A 17888-nucleotide genomic window follows, 5' to 3' on the forward strand; every position below is an offset into this window, starting at 1 on the left:
TTATGTTTTGCCGAGCTTGAATTGCCCATCAAGTGCGATCGCAATTTTTCCTAACTTATTCAGTAAGCCCTAAATAATTAGTTATACCAATTTAATTGGTATAATAATTAATAATTACTCGTCATAATCAATCAAAACTTGCACCCAGTTTGGCGGGCGCGGAATCGGATTTCCCAAACGATCTAACAACAACAAAGCTACTAAATGCACTACAAATAAATAGACAATATTGTTAACCAAAATCATGCCGGCGGCGATCGCCCCAATAGTGTTCACACTCGGCACACTCAGCCAGCCCAGCTTCACAAACACCCATTCCACGATCTCTGTTACCTGGGCGGTTACATAAACCCACAGATCCTGACCCACCAAAGCTGATAGCAGCCAAAACTTAAAAAAGAAGCCAAGAGTGCCAATTAGCGCGCCCAAACTAATAGAAACAGACCAACTCGCTTTGCGCCGCCAAAGTCCTCCCAGCAAAACTCCCATAATTCCAAAAGGAATTACATATAAAATGCTGCGCGTCGGGCCCATAAGTACCGACAGCAGCAAACCCGAAACTAAAGCTGCCATCCAAGAAGCGCGGTTCCCCCAGCGCAGGTAAACCAGGGCGATGGGTATCGGGAAAAAAACCCGCAGCAAAGGCCCCAGCGGAAAGTAATAATTTACCAGCCAAATCAAGCTAGCGGTACTTGCCAAAAATGCCGTTTCTACGAGCCTTAAAGGCGCTTCCCCAGAGGCGCCCGTTCCCCGATCGGGATTTGGGCGATCGCCAGCCATTGCTGAAATATCAGCGGTTTGCCGATCGTTATTTGTACTGGGTGAACTGCCCGAATTAGATGCAGCATCTGCTGACAAAAAATCACTCATCCGATTTTAGATTTTAGATTTTAGATTTTACCGAACTTGCGGGCTATACGGCTGATTCCCGATTTTCCCATTTTCCGATTTTAGATTTTAGATTTTAGATTTTACGGGACTTGCGCCCGATACGCCTGATTCCCCGTTTCACTGTTTGGATGCCTCGCTGCCAAATTTAATCTTGCTCGCAGAAACCGGGTTTGTGCACGAACGCAAGTCTTATTTTAGATGGATTTTCTCAGCCAAAATTTTCAGCATCATCATTTTTCGGTTTTGACTTCCTGAATTACCAAAACCGAACAAGATGCGTGGTGAACGACATAATTGCTGACGCTGCCGAGGAAAGCTTCTGTGAACCCCGTGCGGCCGCGCCTCCCCAAAACTATTAAATCTGCGCCCCAATTTTCGGCGGATTCACAGATACAGTGCCCCGGATCGCCGTCCGTTTTGCAGTCAAATTCCACCTGCAATCCTTGTTTTGCTGCGGCGTCGCAGTAATTTTTCAGCAAACCCGAAGCCTGTTTTACCTCCCTTTCCAGCCGCAAACGTTGAGCTTGATAAGCTTGATCCATTAACTCGACATTCATGCCCAAATCTACCGGAATAGGTACTGCCGTCTCCCCCAGGGTGCTGACAGTAACGCAGTTAAATAGCATCACCTGGGCCCGATCGCTCAGAGCTAATTCTAAAGCTTGAGTGAAGACGCGGTGGCCCAGTTCAGAATCATCTAAGGCGGCGAAAATTTTCTTAAAACTCACAGCTTTACCTCCTGCGGGAAATCATTAATATCAGTTAGTTAACAGAGAGTGCTTTTGAATCTAATTCAAATTAGCAATCTCTGATACTTCTAGACTAACAGACGCTCCAAGGCGTGCAAGTCGGGAATGCACAAAACGTCACGTTCGCGCTGAATAGTTCCTTTTTTTTCCAGCTTGCTCAGCACTCGCGTTACTGTTTCGCGAGCCAGCCCGCTGAGGCTGCTCAATTCTCTGTGTGGCAGGTTGGGAATTTCTGTACCTCCTGTGGACATGATTTTCCCTTGCCCTTCTGCCAAAAATAATAGAATATCTGCTACTCGCGAGGTACTGTCCGACTCTCGCAAACGCAGGCGGCGGTTGACTTGCCGCAGGCGGCGCGCCATCAGTTGAGCTAGGCGAATGCCTGCGAGGGGCTCGGTATGAATGAGCTGCACAAAATCCTGAGATGGCATATTGCCGATCAGTGTCGGGGCTAGGGTGATCACATCTGTCGATCGCGGTGCTTCTTCGATCGCGGCCATTTCCCCGAACAATTCTCCTTTCCCTAAAATATTCAGTGTTACTTCTTTTCCGTCTAGGTTGTAGGTGCGAATTTTCACCCAACCATCCAATATAAAATACACTGATGTTCCCCAGTCATTTTCGAGTAAAATCACTTGATTTGACGGATGACTGCGGGTAACGATGTGGACAGTTGCTCTCTCAATTACAGGATCGGGTAAGCCTGCAAAAAAAGGAGTAGACACTATCAATTGATTTATATTGGAATTCGGATCTCGGGTGTTAAAGCGGTCTTCCATGAGGCCATCATTTTAATTTATGCGCTTGATCGGCGCTGGGCAGTTAGAAATAGCTTGCAGCCGAGTCATTCGATTTGAGATTCAAGATTTGAGAAGCAACTATCTAAAATCGGCAATTTTACCTCTAAAGTTTTGCGGTCAAATGCCAAAAATATGGGAATTAATAGCCTCAAGCTCTGATTGCGAGCTAGAAACTAAAGAATATACCATAATTTTTTAGATACATACCACGGAGCAAATTTTATTAACAAAATTTTAGCAATGTGGCAAACTACTGAGCAGATCGAATTACCTTTGAAAGCACTTCGCGAAGACAAGCTTAGCACTGCTGAGAGATTTGTTGTCACTCGGCCGTGCACTCGATCGGCAAAATCCACCAGCACCAGCCTGCAAGCAAGACAGCGGCCCAATCCGACTGCAACTGCCTGGAATCTGTCAAATGTCAGCACGATCGGCAAAATTGACAGCTATTGCGAGCCTAAAGTCGGGCGCCCTTAGCGAGCGAAACTGACGCAGTTCTCAGCAAACTTTTCTGCTGCCCCGAGATTATTGTACCATTAGTATCTACTAGCCATGAATACCGATAAAGCGCTATTATTAAAGGTTACTCAAACAGACTGTACGGGGACAATCCCGAATCTCGGCATCCCAAATCGCAAATGGTTTGATGTTTTTTCCAAGTCGGTGAAAGATGAAGAGAGAGTGGCGCGCCGCCACGCTACTAGCCAAACTCGGGGTGACGGTGTGCGGCCGGCCGTTAGAGCGGGTTAATGCCAAAGTTCGCGCGATCGCACCTATCCAGAGCATGAATCGACATCCGGCCCGGGAAACAGGCAAGCAGACGCAGAATTAGATAGCACTTGCAGTTGATAGAAGCGGGCATTTGGTGCGGAAGTACCCGCTAACCTATCATAGGCAATAGAAGTGATCCGAAGACAAAAGGTTAATTAACAGTTGCCAGAAAATATTAGTGAATTATTGACGGACTCCCATTCAGATGATTCTATCTATTGGCATCGCTGCCGCCTGACTTCAGTCTTTTTTCGGTAAAGTTTCTCCCAAGCCGCATTCCCAGAGGTTCCGCCCTTGAATTCTCAGAAGTACAAAATTCAAGCACTGATTGCTGAGATTGACGAGGTACTCAGCAAGCCCGCACCCCGCTTGCCTTGGACGGGTTCGATCGATACTGTCCACCAGCGCCAACTTTTAGAGCGAGTTCGCGCTTATCTGGTTTCCTCAGACTCAAAGCTAGCGCCCGCAAAGGGGTCCGCCCGCCCAAATGTCCGCCCCGAACCAGTTCCAGTACCCAAAGTGCCTCTGCCCCCCCCTCGCCCCTCAGCAGCAGAGCAAATCATGCTTGCCGTAACCGGAGAAATCAGCCACCTGCGTTCAAGCCTGACGGGGCCGCTCCAAGAAGACATAGAAGCTCTGCGCCAAGAGCAGCAAGCTCTAATTCAAGAAATCAAACAGCTAGAAGCACAACGGCAGCAGCAACAATCCCTAGCTCAGCAACAAGCAAACCAACAGCAAATCATTTCTGAATTCTTGCAGGTACTGACTGCCCGCTTGGAAGAAACCTTGACTGGCGATTTCTCGCAAATTCTAAGTTCCCTAGAAAATCAGTTATTGCAAAGCAGCGCAGTACCTTACTCTTTGGGCAGCGCACAATCAGAAGCATCGGCTCTTGACGTAACACTTAACCGACAAACCTCAGAAGAACACCCCCTGCTGACACCGGCTCAGAGGTTCGAGCAAATGCAACTGTTGCAATCTCGTGCTGACAGTCTGCTGATGAGTCTAGATTCTAGGATGGCTATTGTGTTCGAGGCTTTGCAAGCAAATCTGCAAAGCTATCAAGCTTCCTTGAGACAAGAACTCGACAATATGTACGGTTTGAGCCAGCAGAGCGAGGCGAGATTCGCGGCTTTCGTCAACCACTTGGCCGGACAGTTGGGGCGAGAAGCGTCTTCCTACGTACAGCAGCCGATCGATTTAGCAAATGTCGAAACAGTCACCCGAACCGCAGCCGATCGCTCTGATGCCGCTCCAGCCCTCTCAAATACTGCGATCGACCTGTCAGCCCCCGAGACTCTGAGTGGAGACTCGGTGCAGTCCAATCGCACCGGCGAATTCGGAGAACAAGACAGATTTCCCTACGCCGGTACAGAAATTTCTCCGCAATTTCGACAGTTGAGGCGCGATCGCGACCGCATTCAAAAACCAATTTTGCTCCCCGAATTGGACAATAATTTGTTGGGTTGTACACCCGACCAATCTGGAACGGCAACTCCTTTTACCGGCGATGAATCGGAAAATAGGTTAGCAGAAATAGACGAAGAGGTTGAGGATTTGTATGCAAGTTTGTTCGCGGGAGAAGCAGTCGCCGAAGTAGAATTAGAACTCGAAACTTTACTACCCCAAAATACTGAATTTGAAACCGCAAGTGAGTCTGTACAATATCAAGCGGCGTCGGATAAAGAAACTGCCGACGCCCTAAATATGACCGAAGATTTGTTTGTCAATCTGCTGGATGAAGGCGAATCGCTGGAAGATATTTTAGTAAATCCAGATTCAGACTTTGTCATAGGTAATTCTGTAGAATCTCTAACTTTAGATAGTGCCGATTTATTTGAACCGCAAGCGGCATCAGTACCTCAAGTTTCACAACCGCCAGCCTCAACCGCCTCGCTGCAAGTTGACGCGGACGATCGAGCAAATCTAGAAACGGCTCAAAACCGAGGCGATCAGTTCGAGGCTGCGATGCCTGAACAGCAACCTTTGCCCTTGAGAACGCCTGCTGCAATTAGCCCGAACCGCCCCAGTGCCGCGCCCGGTTGGTCGAGTGCCGGTGAGGTTCAAAAAGGCGAGTCCGGCACTTCGTCGCAGCCGCTAGATGAGGGCTACATCCAAGCTTCGGCAGACGAAGATTTGCTGCCGGTCGAGGCATTAGAAGATGACCTCGATCGAGCTTTAAATTTGGACAACAATACTCTGCAACAGTTGGAGAGAGACCTCTACAATCTGGAGGGATTGGGAAATACTAGCTTCGGGCGATCGAATTTCTCAGCAGCTAACAGCTTGGATTTATCGGCGAGTTCCCCCGAGGAGGGCGGTGCAAAAAATCCCTTTGCCGAAGTCGCAGAGGAAGAACTCGGCACGCTGGAGGATTTGTTCTCCGATGTGTTGGAACTCTCATCTGAGGATGAATCCTTTGTTTTGGAAGACGAACTTGAGGATGATTTGTTGGCGGAGGAAGACTACTCGAATTTGACGCTAGACGAGATTTTGGCTAGTTTGACCGAGACCGATCGACCTTTGACTGATTCTCCCCCTCCAGAAACTGCCGAAACTAACGAACTGCGATCGAGTCCTCCAGAAAGCAAAAAAAAAACCTAATTTCGACCGAGAGTAAAGCAGGAGTTGTTGAGGGGAAAACCGATTTTAGCGAGTTGGCCGGGACACAGCAGCAAGATTCCGCTGGGCATTCTGCAGCAGGTGCGATCGCCCCATCCCGAGAACGCCGGAATTCTAGCTGGTACCTGGGCATTGATTTCGCCTCCAGCGGGCTGTCTGCGGCTTTGGTCGATCGCGAAGAAGGGCAGTTGTACCCCATTTACTGGGAAGCACCGCAGGCTGAGGGTTCCGAGAAAGGCCGCTGCTTTCGGATTCCCTCGGCTGCGGTGCTGGCGGAAACAGCCTCAGGGAGCCCTGCACCGCAGGTGACAGTCAAGTCGGTGGGATTCCCACCCCTGGCTTTGCCTGCGGGAGAATTTTTACTGCAAAACTTAAAATTGCCTTTAAAGGTGGGCATTCCTTATCAGCGGGAAGCTGCTGGAATGTACGAACCGGTGTTGCAGTGGTCGCCCTTGCAGGCTGTTTCGATCGCCTTGCCGCTGCAAGGTGTGCGGGCGCTGCTGGCTACTTTGAATCCGAGGAAGCAGGGGCAAAAATTTGCCGGATCGGAGGAAGTTTTGGATTCTGCACCGAGGACGAATTTTGCAGGATTGCCAGTTTCTAATTTAATCTGCAGGGCTTCGGGACTAACGCCAGAAACTTTCGATGCAGCGCTTTTAGACTTGCGGGGTGTAATTTTGGGCACTCCGGCAGGTTGGTCGGATGCTTATCGGTTTAATCTGCGGGAGGCTGTTTTGGGCGCGTCTCTGGTGGCTTCTGGTTCGCAAATTTTTGTGGTAGAAGATGCGATCGCCACTTTGCTGGCTGCTGTAACTCCTGTGAACAATGCCACAGGATTGGAGTCGTCACCCGTGGATTCTGCTAAGGACGGTGAAGAAGCTGCACCGCTGAGTGTGAATGCTTCGTCTTTTAGCGGGGGAACTTTGATTTTGAATGCGGGGGCGGCGACGGTGGAATTAGCTTTAGTTGAGTTGCCGTCCAATCTTCAATATTTAACTCGTGCTGATTTTACTTGCCACAGTTTTGATGCGGCTGGCGATGCTTTCGATCAAGATATTATCTGTCAGTTGTTGGCTAAAAATGAAACTTGGGGAATGTCGATCGATTTGCCGCGTCCGGGACATCCAGATTTGCCGAACCGCTATCAATTGCAGCAGCGGTTACTAGGTTCTGCTTTTGGCCTGCAATTGTTACAGGCGGCAAGGCAAATAAAAGTTATTTTGCAACATCAAAAAAGTTTTGCTTTGGATATTGGCCAGCAGCATTGGGATGTGAAGCGCAAAGATTTGGAAAGTCTGGTTTTAGTGCCTTTTGTGCAGCAGTTGAACCGCGAATTGAATGCTTTGCTCAGCCGCGCGGGAATGTCGCCTGTGGGGATTAATCAGGCGATTTGTGCAGGGGGTATGGGTGCTTGGCCTGCGATCGCCCGCTGGTTGCGGCAGAAGTTGCCGAATGCGATCGTGGTTCAAGACCAGGAATTGGAGGTCGATCGAGATATTTTGGAACTTGACAATTCTGTATTAAATTCTGTATCTCAAAGTACAAATTTTTCAGAAAAAACTGGTCGAGTTGCCTGCGGGTTGGCGAGTTTGGCTCTTTATCCTCAAATTTTGGATGGGTCGCAGCAGCAGTACAGCGACTTTTTTCTGCTGTGGGAATTAATGCAGGTTTTGGGTGAGGAAACTCTGAGCTTTCAGGAAGTTTTGCAGTTGTTGGAACGCCAGGGCGTGAATACCCGCACCTGCGAGCCCCGGGTTCTGCGGATTTTGGAAGGAAATTTGCCGGAGGGACTTGTGCCTGCGGAGGAAGATTTCATGCTGCTGGCCGACGAGTCGAGACAAAATCCCGATTGGGAAGCAATTTGGGCTGAGCCGCTTTTCTTTGAAGATGTCTCGCGGGGTTATCGCTTGAATCTCGAACAGGCCTCTGTTGTTCGCGAATATTTAGGCAAACTCGCTTCTAGCAGCCAGCAAAAATTGTTAGAACCGCTGACAATTGCTTGGGATGTTCGCACGGATACTTATCGCTAAACGGCAAAAAACCGGGTTTCTCAGTGGAATCCTCCTGTCTTCCCCGAACATTCCTAGTAAGCTGTTCTCCATTTAAATTGTGTGTCAAAAATCGCTCAAATTATTGTGGGACGTTGCTCAAAGCAACGTCCCGAATATGCAATTTAAACGCGCAACAGCTTAGAAACTGGGTTTTGTGCGGCCATGACTAACTTTTTTATGTAAATGTACTTAAGTTTACATAAATTTCATAGGTTTTTACATAAAATATACAGAAACTTTATAAAAGTGTTGTTGCTTTTTAAAGATTGTGCAAAGCTGAGTATTTCACGTTCAGGAGATTTGGGGTGGCTAATAAGATGGACGTGAGATCTCCTTAAAGTTGAAGCAAATCAAATGAAATTTCGGATGGGTGCTTCTAAATTATCAGTATTATCAGAAATCCTGTCCCTATTTGTGCAAAAATCTACTTACAAAGTTTGTGTATCAAAACCGCAGGTTCACCGATCCGTAACAAGCAAGGTAAAGCGGTCGATCGATATTTTGGGTTCGCTGCTGGGACTGGCAATTGCTGCTGTGGTGGCGGTGCCGGTGGCAGTGGCGATGCTGTTGGACAGTCCGGGCCCGCTGCTGTACAGTCAAGTCCGCTGCAGCTTTAAAGGGCGACATTTCAGAATGTGGAAATTTCGATCGATGGTTGTCGGTGCAGAAAAGCTCAAACATTTAGTTCGCAACCAAGCCAACGGTCACATTTTTAAGAATGAAAATGACCCGCGAATTACCCGCGTCGGTCGCTTTTTGCGGAGCACGAGTTTGGATGAGTTGCCTCAATTCTGGAACGTGTTAGTCGGCGACATGAGTTTGGTTGGAACTCGGCCGCCCACTCCCGATGAGGTAGCTGCCTATAACAATTTTCACTGGCAGCGTTTGAATGTCAAGCCCGGTATGACTGGGGAGTGGCAAGTTAACGGGCGTTCGGGAGTTAAAGACTTTGACGATATTGTGCGGATGGATCTCGACTATCAGCGCAAGTGGTCTGTTTTCTACGACATCAGTCTGATTTGCAAAACAATTTGGGTGGTGTTGACTAAAGACGGTGCTTGTTAAATAGGTAAGTTGTTTTGGGTTGTTTTTTTTATTATTTTAGGAACAAACAGGGAATGAAATATTTGGAAACCGGATTAAATATATGTTAATAGAATTAGCGATCGGTGACGCTTACGGTGCGGGTTTTGAATTTGTTGACCGGCAGACGATCGAGTTGTACAACAATCTCAACGGCTACATCAAGCATCCCCGTCACGACATCGGGCCTGGATGCTACACGGACGATACGCAGATGAGTTTAGCCGTCGCAGAAGCGATCGTCAGCCGAGAACCTTGGACGCCGGAACTTTTAGCCACCAAATTTGTTGCAGCTTTTCACCGCGATCGGCGATTGGGTTATGCTGGCAAATTTTACAATTTTTTGCTACAAGTTCAAGACGGAAAAGAATTCTTAGAAAAAATTCACTCCGCTAGCGATAAAAGCGGATCTGCGATGCGAGCAGGCCCCATTGGCGTTTTTCCTACTATTGAAAAAGTCATTGAAAATGCTACCATTCAAGCTGCAATTACTCACAACACTCCTGATGGCATTAAAGCAGCTATAGCGGCCGCTTTGATGTCTCATTACTTTATTTATCAGCTAGGTTTAAAGAAGAATTTGGGAAATTTTCTAGAAAAGCACGTCGCTGGTGAGTGGTCGATACCTTGGCAAGGAGAAGTCAGCGCTAAAGGTTTGGTCTGTGTTAGAGCCGCTATTACTGCTGTAATGCGAAATGATAGTATGAGCAAACTGCTCCAAGATTGTATTGCCTTTTCGGGAGATGTCGATACAGTAGCAACTATTGCTTTAGCTGCCGGTTCCTGCAGCACTGAAATTGCCCAAGACCTGCCAGAAAATCTGGTACAAGGATTAGAAAATCAATCTTACGGCAGAGATTATATCATAGAACTGGATAAAAAATTGATGAACAGCATTGTTGAGTAAAGTGACTGCAAAAAATGTTAAATTAAGGGCAATCTTCGCAGAGTTGCCCTTAATTTTTGATTCACAGCAACCGCGCCCGACAGTCAGGACGTTCTCAATCACTGAAACGATTGTCCCCAATTGCATTTTTACATCGCTCTTCTTCCTTCTTCTATATGAATTTGCCTAATTTGATTACGTTTTCTCGCTTACTGGGAGTGCCTTTTTTGCTCTACGGTTTGTACGACCCAAGCGCGCAAAGCCGCTGGATTTGCACCGCGATTTTTGTGGTAGCTGCGGCTACTGATTGGCTGGACGGCTATTTGGCTAGGAAGCTGAATCAAATTACCGATTTGGGTAAGTTTCTCGACCCTTTGGTGGATAAATTGTTGGTGCTGGCGCCGCTTTTAGTGTTGATTGAGTTGGGTCGAGTTCCGGCTTGGGGAGTGTTTTTGATTTTGGGTCGGGAGTTGACAATTGCGGGGTGGCGTGTTAATAAAACTACGATTTCTGGAGCTAATATTTGGGGGAAGTTGAAGACGGTGAGTCAGATTGTGGCGATCGCACTTTTAATTGCTCCTCTATCTGAAGCGTGGAATTTTCCCGCATTAATTGCGTTTTGGGTTTCTGTGGCTTTAACTTTGATTTCTGGCGCTATTTATCTGTGGCCGGAACAGGTGGCAGAGGAAAAGTAAGCTACCTTCTTGGTTACTCGTTCCCAAGCTATTCCTGGTAACGAGTTAAATTCCTATTAAACTAAGCCGAAATTAAGCGAGCTTTCGGTTGAGGAATAGAACGCCCCAATTCCTGAGCCGTCTCAATCCACTCCTGCATAATCATCTCGATATTTTGTAGTGCTTCTTGATAAGTTTCGCCATCCGCAGCACATCCGGGTAATTCGGGCACTTCGGCAATAAATGCTTGGTCTTCTTGACTCCAGTAGAGGATAATTTCATAGCGAAGCATCGTTTTCACCTCCTAGTTGGTGTTTGAGAATTACCTCACGAATTTGCCTGACTTGATAGGCTTTGGCTTGCGAGCCTTTGGGTTGAAGATTTAGGATTTCTTCAACACCATCTTTAGCAAATATGTGGTGACTGCCGCGAATCCGTTCCTCAAAGCCGAGTCTGCGTAAAAGTTGGCAAAGTTGAGCAAAGGGTATATTGGCGTCGGAATTACCAAGTAAGATTTTAGCTAGCAGTTTGTCTGGTTGACTCACGCTCTGTCCAAGTTATCATTTATTTTATGATGACATATTTCAGAGTTGGCGATCGAAAGTCATTCGTCAGAAATCAGAAGCCCGAATCAAAAATTCTGACGAATGACGAATTCCTTAATAATGAGTACCAGATTTCCGGTAGTGCACCGCTGTCACGCCGTCATTTTTGAGCACATGACCGTTGTCAACCGCCGCATAAACTACCCAGTGATCGCCGCATTCCATCCGACTTATCACTTTGCATTCTAGATAAGCTAGAGCATCAGTCAAAACGAGACAGCCGTTGCTAGCTTCCATTGTTTCGACTCCGGCAAATCTGTCTTCTCCCGGAGCAAAGTTTTTCATGAAATACTTCCGCAACTGTCGCCCTTCTGCCAAGATATTCAGCACAAATTTATCTCCGGCGTACATCAAAGATTCGATCGATCGATCTTTCGCCACCGCAATCGTCACGCCGGGCGGATTAAAAGTTGCTTGCGACACCCAGGAAGCCAGCATGGCACTGGTAACATCATCCCGCTTCGCCGAGACTACGCACAGCGAACCGACGAGTCTGCCTACTGCTTGTTCGGTACGATCGCTACCTGCTGCTAACTGCGGTTTCGGTGCCCGCAATTTTTGCGCTTTAATCAAAGCTTGAGCAAAATCGGTTCCCGTTTCTGTACACTCGTGAATCGTCGCAGCAGTCGGCTTGAATTTTGCTCGAATCGGCTCAAATCCGATGCGATAGCCGGCATCTTTCAGCTTGTTTTCCACTAAGTCGATCGCCTCTCCACTCCAGCCAAAAGAACCGAAAACCCCCGCTAGTTTGCTCTTAGTTGCGGTAGATAAAACAATTCCCAAAGCAGTTTGAATTTGGGTGGGAGCGTGTCCTGCTAGCGTGGGAGTTCCGATAATAAATCCCGCGCATTTCTCGATCGCCTCTTGAATTTCTCCCGGTTCGGCAAATTCGCAGTTGATACTTTCCACAGCAACCCCCGCCCTAGTAATTCCTTTGGCGATCGCCTGCGCTAAAGTAGCCGTATTTCCGTAAGCAGAAGCATAAATCAAAGCAACTGTCAAGTCTTTGGAATTTTGTTGCTGGCTCCATTCCCGATACAAATTGGTCAGTTCGTGGAGGCCGTAACGGACGATCGGGCCGTGACCGGGAGCATAAAATGCTGCGGGTAAATCGGCTAATTTATCCATTGCCCCCAGCACTTGTTTTGCCTGAGATGCGTGCAGAGAATCGTAATAATAGCGCCTGTCTTCGCTGTAAACGCTCCACCCTTCATCGAATACTTGGTCGCCGCAAACGTGGGCTCCAAATAGTTTGTCTGTGAACGCGATTCGAGTTTGCGGATCGTAGGTGCAAAGTTGATCTGGCCAGCGGGGAGTCGGAGTCGCGATGAATTTTAAGGCGTGGCCTTTTCCTAAGTTGAGAGTTTCTTCTCCCCGAACGATCGTAATGTTTAACTCTTGTTCGGGAAAAGCGGATCGCAAACCAATTGCGGCGGGATTTGTACAAACAAAAGCTACTTCCGGAGCTAATTCTAACAGAGCTTTAATTGTTACTGACCTGTTAGTATTGAAATGCCCCAAAATCACGTAATCCAGCTTTGTCAAGTCCACCCGTTCCTGCAAAGATTCGAGATAATTTTGAGTAAAAGATTCCCCCGGCGGGTCGAACAAAGCAGTTTGGTCAGCTTGAATAATATAGCTGTTTGCTGTCGTACCCCTTTGCAGGGAATATTCTACTTCAAATTTGAGTCTGTCCCAAGTGCGCGATCGCACAATAAAAGTATCTGCAGCAATTTGAATAAACTGCACGTCGCGGGGTTTGGCACCAGATGCGAATTGAGGAATCAAAGTGTTAGTCATTAATTGCACCTATGAGAAACTGAACTACAGAACTTCTTTTGATTTCGTGCCAAAATTTAGTATCTACAATGTCAAACCTTGCACCTCTACCCTGTAAATTCGTATCCAGGTCAGTCAGAAATTCCCGGGTTTTCAAATCGTCCCCAATTTGGATAAAGCTCACCCCAATTTCTTCATCTTTCTCTATTTGATTGGCCGCAGTTACAAGAATTTCGGCGATACCAGCGGTATTCTCTGGTTTTTGATCTAGGACTGCAACAATTATTGCTCCTTTCTTCCCTGTGGCATTTGCCTTATTTGCAAAATAATCGCTAAAAGTTTCTTTCAGAGCTTCTTCCAAATGAATTGTCGTCGGAATTTCTGAATCCGGTTCCGTATTTTGTCGCTGCAAAATTTCAGCTAACCGAGCAACATTTGAATTTTTATACTTCCACATAGGAGTAGAAGCTTCGTAAACGGTGATGCCGTCGCTGTCAAATTGCTGACATTTTTTTGCGAGGTCGATCAGAGATGCCTGTGCTTCTACCCAATCCTCGTACCAAGGATGTTGGGGGTCTCTGCTGGCATCGCTTCTGGCAATAATAATTGTGTAATCTCGGTCTTCTAAAAGATTGGCAGGCATTGGCAATTCCCCTAGTAAAAATGGAGTCAAAATGATAACGATTTGCCCGGTAAGTTGGGCAGCGCGCACCCTACGTTTAGAACCTGGTAAGGTGCGCAGTGCGCACCATTATTTGAGAGTTGTTGCGTAGCCGAACTTCTTTCCTAATAGTGATTTCCGACTTTGCGGTGGTGAACGGCCGGCAGTGCGTCGGGATTGGATACGCGGCCGCTATCGACGATCGCATATACGATATGATGATCCGAAAGTTCCATCCGGCTGACTACTTCGCACTCCATGTAAGCCAAAGCATCTGTCAAAATCGGAGAACCGTTGGTAGCAGGTTGAGTTTTAACTCCGGCAAATCGATCGGCACCTGGAGGAAAACGCTTTAAAAAGTGCCTCATCAAGGTTTGATAATTGCCTTCTTCGAGCACGTTGAGAACAAATTTATCTCCCGCGTGCATCATCGATTCGATCGCCCGATCCTTCGCAACTGCTATTGTTAAACCCAGCGGTTTAAAACTTGCCTGCGTTACCCAAGAAGCAAGCATTGCACCGCTAACCTCGCCTTTTTGAGCAGTAATGATGTACAGTCCGCCGCTGATCCGTCCCAAAGCTTTATCGAGGTCGCTGTCGAGAGATTTCATCTGTTTGACAGCCTTGTCCCGCGTCAGCCACTGTCCCAAGTCAGTGCCGGCTTCATCGCAAAGTTGATAAATCGGTTCCGCCGGCGTTTCTTTAATTACAATGTTGGGAAAAGCTTCTTTTAAACCCAATTCTTTGAACTTGTTTCCCAGCGGGTAAATAGATACGTCATCGCCCCCGCCGGATTCGCACAAACCGAAAGATTGTTTGTTGTTAGCTGCAACTAAAATTGTGTTGATGGCAGCTTCGGCATTCGCAGCAGCAGAACCCCCACTCGGCGGCGCACAAATTACAATGCCGGCAGCATTACCGACAAGTTCCGCAACTTCTTGCAAGTCGGCGGTTTTCAAATCCGTCATTTCCACAGCGACACCGGTTTTGGTGATACCGTGGGCGATCGCCTGACTGAGCCGATCGCTAAATCCGTAGTCGGAAGTGTAAAATACCGCTACAGTGGTTTCTGCCTTGGTTTGCGCTTGACTCCACTTTTTGTAGCGCCCGGTGAGTTCAACTACGTTGTGCCGCAGCAAGGGGCCGTGACCGGTCGCAACTGTGCCGATTTCTCCTAATTCTGCCATCCGCTTCATCGCAGCGAGTACCGATCGAGCGTTGGGAGCCATCAAGCACTCATAATAAAAGTGGTAATCTTCCTCAACTGCTGCTAAATCGTCATCGAAGGTGCTGTCGGTACAGTAGTGCATCCCGAAAGCGTCGCAGGTAAACAGCACTTGAGTTTTGCTGTCGTAGCTGAAAATAGTATCGGGCCAGTGCAAGTTCGGGGCCGATACAAATTCGATAATGTGGCCGTTTCCTAAATCTAGTTTGTCCCCATTTTTGACTACCAATCTTTCAAATGGTTGGTGTACAAGATTTTCTAAAAATTGAATTGCTACTTTCGCCCCCACCACAATCGCTTGGGGTGCCAGCGCCAACACGTCTTTGACTAAACCGCTGTGGTCTGGTTCGGTGTGGCTGATAATTAGATAGTCAATCTCTTTGGGGTCAATTTCGCCCGTCAGAGTTTCGATGTACTGCTGGCGAAACTTCTCGTGCGAGGTATCGACGAGGGCTGTTTTTTCACCGCGAATGATGAATGAGTTGTAAGTTGTACCGTTTTTGAGTCCGAATTCGATGTCAAAGCGGTCTCTATCCCAGTCCAGGCATCGAATTGCCGTTGTGTCAGGGGCAATTTCGACTTTTTCCACCGTCAATCTGCGTTGGACTCGTTCAGTCAGCGCTACCATCAGTGCCTCCTTGTCTGTTACCCATTACCTTATTGTCTTCATTCTGACACGTTTCTTTTGTAAATCTTTATAAAATTTCTTATGAGGCTGTTAAGTATCCCAAAATTTATCGGATGAGTCAGTTCGGCAACGCGCACTGTAAGGGATGTAACGGATTTGAGGAAGAAGGAAAATTCAAGAAAATCTATTTTCGGTCTATTAACAGTTGACAAAAAACTTATCTATGTGGTAATAAAAATGAGTTAAAGCGGTTGGGCGATCGCCGCTTTAGAAGACTATCAGTCAAATGCAATTGTCGATCGCGCGGCGATTTGGATTGGGGACAATAACTCGGAATTTCAGTCAACCTAATCAAACGTAAAACGCGATCGCGCTCTCTTATCCCAGATTTCTTTAATCAGTCGGGGAGCTGGGAATAATAATAGAATAAAAAAATTCTCAATCCGCAAGCAACAATCGACTCATTGATGTAAAGCTATGTCTGAAAGTTCCTTTGAGAAAACTGATTTGAGTTGGCAATTAGGACAGTTGCAACAGCGAGTAGAGGAGTGGTGGGAACTAAAAACTGCCCAAAATATACCGAATGTTAAATTGCCATCTTGGTTTGATTCCCCCATCTTGTGGGCGATCGCTAAATCAGCCTTTTGGTTAATCTTAGCATTGCTCGCAGTCTGGGCGAGCTGGCAGATTTGGCAACTGTCGCGTTTTTATATTCACAATTTCAAAAAGAGGAATCAAACAACTGATGGCAGTGCGAAACAAACAATTAAAGATTTGTCCGTAACAGAGTGGTTGTTGCGATCGCACAAGTTGCAGCAGCAAGGGAAATACCGCCAAGCTTGCCGCTGTCTTTACATGGCGGCGTTGCAGCGGTTAAATGATGCGGGAACCGCGATTCACCAACCCAGCCGCACTGATGGCGAATATTTGCAATTAATCGAGCAATTACCCCAGCCAGCGCCTTACGAAACTTTGATCAAAATACATCAGCAACTATCTTTTGGGAATAGGGAAGCTGACGCCTCAACCTTTGAAGAGTGTCAGCAAGCTTATCAACAAATTAAGGATTAAGTAGGTAAACGCAAAAAAACAATAATATCCAATCGATAATTCTAGGGGCAGGTTTTACCAAACATTATTGCCAAAAACCGACAATCTCAAAAACGCCCACCCAATCGCAAATCGCAATCTAATTCTTTCCACATACAAAGGTTAAAGGTCGTACTCGAATAACGCGCGCAGCATCTAAGAGTACGACCTTGAAATGGTGCTATCAGACCGAAGTAGCAAATGCGTTGAAGGCAACGAAACTAGCACCTACCCCAGCAATACGATTCGGGTCAGTGCCACCCACAATCGGTCCTGTCGGTGAATCCCATTAGTTGTCCGTGCCAGCGACTGTCACACAGCGAAGATTTTACCCGCGTACCTCGCTTTCTTGAAAAAAGCTGTAGTGAGGAGCCAGACTGATAAAAAACATTTAACTACTTGCGGGACATATTAGTAGAGCAAGGATTCCTCGCTCTACTAACAGCCTTAAATCAGAGTAATTGTAGTGTTTCCCGGAATGCCGGCATTCGTACCTGGGCCAAAGCCTAAACCCACATTCCCACCAGTCAAACCTGGATTATTGGTAATCGTCAGACTAACGCTAGTTTGACCGGGATTAAAGTTAACCGTGCCTCCAGTAAAATTCCCAAATGGACTAATGGTGTAGTCTATGAAGTTAAAAGGTTGACCAGGAACAGTAGGAGGAGCAATCAAATAGTCCACCGAAGCCGAAACCGAAGTATTGCCAGTCCGATTAATTGTAAAAGTTCCAGAACCACCATCAGTAATAGGATCGGGAGACGAACCGTAAAAGAAGGAAGTCGGAGCGACAGCAGTAGGATCGATAATGCTCAAAACTGCCAGTGACGGACTAGCCAAACTGCCACCACTCAAGAACAAATTCACCGTTTCAGTAGGCTCCGGGATAGAGTCAAATAAAGTTTGAACCGAAACTTGTGCGCTACTTTGTCCGGCTGCAAAAAAGACCCCTTGAGTCACACTGTTGTAATCCGCTGGAGAACTAGCACTACCGTCACCCGTGCGGAACAAAATCGCACTCGGTTGCGAAAGGTTGCCACTGCGATTGATGGTAATCCCCGCAGTGCTGCCCTCGTTGACGTTGTAATTAGCCGCACTGAAGTAATAGGTTGGAACGGTCGTTGGCGCCGGAGTTGGCGTCGGAGTTACCGTCGTCCCAGTTGGCGCCACATCATTAATCGTCAAAATTGACGGACTACTGCCGACATTGCCACCGAAGAGCACCAAATTCACCGTTTCCGGCGATTCCAATGTCAAATCGCTCAAAGCCGTCACCGTGAAACTAGCGGTGGTTTGACCCGCAGCAAAATTCAACACTCCTGCCGACGTTCCAGTGTAATCAGGTGCACTGCCTGTTGAACTTGCCGAACCGTC

The 17888-nt window shown here is 47.2% G+C and carries 17 protein-coding genes; 8 read left to right on the plus strand and 9 right to left on the minus strand.

Annotation, left to right across the window (positions count from 1 at the left end; translation table 11 throughout):
- Positions 1 to 114 precede the first annotated feature (114 nt).
- The 3 genes from QUA80_RS16730 to QUA80_RS16740 all read right to left on the minus strand — a co-directional run bounded on the left by QUA80_RS16730 (position 115) and on the right by QUA80_RS16740 (position 2419).
- On the minus strand, positions 115 to 870 hold the full coding sequence (locus QUA80_RS16730) for a DUF2232 domain-containing protein (protein WP_333426275.1): 756 nt from the start codon (positions 868 to 870) through the stop codon (positions 115 to 117).
- Between the two features lie 251 nt (positions 871 to 1121).
- The gene (locus tag QUA80_RS16735) at positions 1122 to 1619 is read right to left on the minus strand and encodes a universal stress protein (RefSeq protein WP_333426276.1); all 498 of its coding nucleotides are present in this window, start codon (positions 1617 to 1619) and stop codon (positions 1122 to 1124) included.
- An 89-nt stretch (positions 1620 to 1708) separates the two neighbouring features.
- Positions 1709 to 2419, minus strand: coding sequence for a Crp/Fnr family transcriptional regulator (locus QUA80_RS16740; protein ID WP_006632342.1), 711 nt, complete (start codon positions 2417 to 2419; stop codon positions 1709 to 1711).
- Positions 2420 to 2680: 261 nt separating this feature from the next.
- Between QUA80_RS16740 and QUA80_RS16745 the strand changes: the two genes are divergently transcribed.
- From QUA80_RS16745 to pgsA, 7 genes are all read left to right on the plus strand, one after another.
- Positions 2681 to 2917, plus strand: coding sequence for a hypothetical protein (locus tag QUA80_RS16745; RefSeq protein ID WP_333426277.1), 237 nt, complete (start codon positions 2681 to 2683; stop codon positions 2915 to 2917).
- A gap of 75 nt (positions 2918 to 2992) precedes the next feature.
- Positions 2993 to 3190 carry a hypothetical protein gene (locus QUA80_RS16750; RefSeq protein WP_333426278.1) on the plus strand — a complete coding sequence of 66 codons (198 nt, stop codon included), beginning with the start codon at positions 2993 to 2995 and terminating at the stop codon, positions 3188 to 3190.
- Between the two features lie 315 nt (positions 3191 to 3505).
- The gene (locus QUA80_RS16755) at positions 3506 to 5815 is read left to right on the plus strand and encodes a hypothetical protein (protein WP_333426279.1); all 2310 of its coding nucleotides are present in this window, start codon (positions 3506 to 3508) and stop codon (positions 5813 to 5815) included.
- Positions 5816 to 5868: 53 nt separating this feature from the next.
- Entirely contained in the window at positions 5869 to 7863 is a 1995-nt protein-coding gene (locus tag QUA80_RS16760; protein ID WP_333426280.1) for a hypothetical protein, read from the plus strand.
- Positions 7864 to 8238: 375 nt separating this feature from the next.
- Positions 8239 to 8949, plus strand: coding sequence for a sugar transferase (locus tag QUA80_RS16765; RefSeq protein ID WP_333426281.1), 711 nt, complete (start codon positions 8239 to 8241; stop codon positions 8947 to 8949).
- 82 nt (positions 8950 to 9031) lie between these two features.
- Positions 9032 to 9874, plus strand: coding sequence for an ADP-ribosylglycohydrolase family protein (locus QUA80_RS16770; RefSeq protein ID WP_333426282.1), 843 nt, complete (start codon positions 9032 to 9034; stop codon positions 9872 to 9874).
- A 155-nt stretch (positions 9875 to 10029) separates the two neighbouring features.
- A complete protein-coding gene (gene pgsA, locus QUA80_RS16775) occupies positions 10030 to 10548 on the plus strand; it encodes a CDP-diacylglycerol--glycerol-3-phosphate 3-phosphatidyltransferase (RefSeq protein ID WP_333426283.1) in 519 nt (172 codons plus the stop codon).
- Positions 10549 to 10609: 61 nt separating this feature from the next.
- Here the strand turns inward: pgsA and QUA80_RS16780 are convergent, their stop codons facing one another.
- From QUA80_RS16780 to QUA80_RS16800, 5 genes are all read right to left on the minus strand, one after another.
- Complete coding sequence (locus QUA80_RS16780; protein WP_333426284.1) at positions 10610 to 10819, minus strand: type II toxin-antitoxin system HicB family antitoxin; 210 nt, start codon at positions 10817 to 10819, stop codon at positions 10610 to 10612.
- Positions 10806 to 11072 (minus strand): type II toxin-antitoxin system HicA family toxin, encoded by a 267-nt coding sequence (locus QUA80_RS16785; RefSeq protein WP_333132296.1) that lies wholly within the window; start codon positions 11070 to 11072, stop codon positions 10806 to 10808. The genes QUA80_RS16780 and QUA80_RS16785 overlap by 14 nt, the downstream gene beginning before the upstream one ends.
- A gap of 114 nt (positions 11073 to 11186) precedes the next feature.
- Positions 11187 to 12932: a diflavin flavoprotein gene (locus tag QUA80_RS16790; protein WP_333426285.1), complete on the minus strand. Its 1746-nt coding sequence runs from the start codon at positions 12930 to 12932 to the stop codon at positions 11187 to 11189.
- Positions 12925 to 13554, minus strand: coding sequence for a hypothetical protein (locus QUA80_RS16795; RefSeq protein WP_333426286.1), 630 nt, complete (start codon positions 13552 to 13554; stop codon positions 12925 to 12927). The genes QUA80_RS16790 and QUA80_RS16795 overlap by 8 nt, the downstream gene beginning before the upstream one ends.
- A 143-nt stretch (positions 13555 to 13697) precedes the next feature.
- The gene (locus QUA80_RS16800; RefSeq protein ID WP_333426287.1) at positions 13698 to 15425 is read right to left on the minus strand and encodes a diflavin flavoprotein; all 1728 of its coding nucleotides are present in this window, start codon (positions 15423 to 15425) and stop codon (positions 13698 to 13700) included.
- A gap of 477 nt (positions 15426 to 15902) precedes the next feature.
- Between QUA80_RS16800 and QUA80_RS16805 the strand changes: the two genes are divergently transcribed.
- Entirely contained in the window at positions 15903 to 16496 is a 594-nt protein-coding gene (locus tag QUA80_RS16805) for a DUF4129 domain-containing protein (protein ID WP_333426288.1), read from the plus strand.
- A 465-nt stretch (positions 16497 to 16961) separates the two neighbouring features.
- Here QUA80_RS16805 and QUA80_RS16810 read toward each other — a convergent pair.
- Positions 16962 to 17888, minus strand: a 927-nt coding sequence (locus QUA80_RS16810) for a Calx-beta domain-containing protein (RefSeq protein WP_333426289.1), incomplete at its 5' end; no start/stop codon positions are given.

It is taken from the genome of Microcoleus sp. F4-D5 (assembly GCF_036704885.1).
Taxonomy (GTDB): domain Bacteria; phylum Cyanobacteriota; class Cyanobacteriia; order Cyanobacteriales; family Microcoleaceae; genus Microcoleus.

Excerpts from the sequence above, each read along its gene's own strand:
- pgsA (WP_333426283.1), top strand. The coding sequence starts at position 10,030 with ATGAATTTGCCTAATTTGATTACGTTTTCTCGCTTACTGGGAGTGCCT.
- QUA80_RS16745 (WP_333426277.1), top strand. The coding sequence starts at position 2,681 with ATGTGGCAAACTACTGAGCAGATCGAATTACCTTTGAAAGCACTTCGC.
- QUA80_RS16770 (WP_333426282.1), top strand. The coding sequence starts at position 9,032 with ATGTTAATAGAATTAGCGATCGGTGACGCTTACGGTGCGGGTTTTGAA.
- QUA80_RS16805 (WP_333426288.1), top strand. The coding sequence starts at position 15,903 with ATGTCTGAAAGTTCCTTTGAGAAAACTGATTTGAGTTGGCAATTAGGA.
- QUA80_RS16750 (WP_333426278.1), top strand. The coding sequence starts at position 2,993 with ATGAATACCGATAAAGCGCTATTATTAAAGGTTACTCAAACAGACTGT.
- QUA80_RS16800 (WP_333426287.1), bottom strand. The coding sequence starts at position 15,425 with ATGGTAGCGCTGACTGAACGAGTCCAACGCAGATTGACGGTGGAAAAA.
- QUA80_RS16740 (WP_006632342.1), bottom strand. The coding sequence starts at position 2,419 with ATGGAAGACCGCTTTAACACCCGAGATCCGAATTCCAATATAAATCAA.
- QUA80_RS16780 (WP_333426284.1), bottom strand. The coding sequence starts at position 10,819 with ATGCTTCGCTATGAAATTATCCTCTACTGGAGTCAAGAAGACCAAGCA.
- QUA80_RS16765 (WP_333426281.1), top strand. The coding sequence starts at position 8,239 with ATGAAATTTCGGATGGGTGCTTCTAAATTATCAGTATTATCAGAAATC.
- QUA80_RS16795 (WP_333426286.1), bottom strand. The coding sequence starts at position 13,554 with ATGCCTGCCAATCTTTTAGAAGACCGAGATTACACAATTATTATTGCC.
- QUA80_RS16790 (WP_333426285.1), bottom strand. The coding sequence starts at position 12,932 with ATGACTAACACTTTGATTCCTCAATTCGCATCTGGTGCCAAACCCCGC.
- QUA80_RS16730 (WP_333426275.1), bottom strand. The coding sequence starts at position 870 with ATGAGTGATTTTTTGTCAGCAGATGCTGCATCTAATTCGGGCAGTTCA.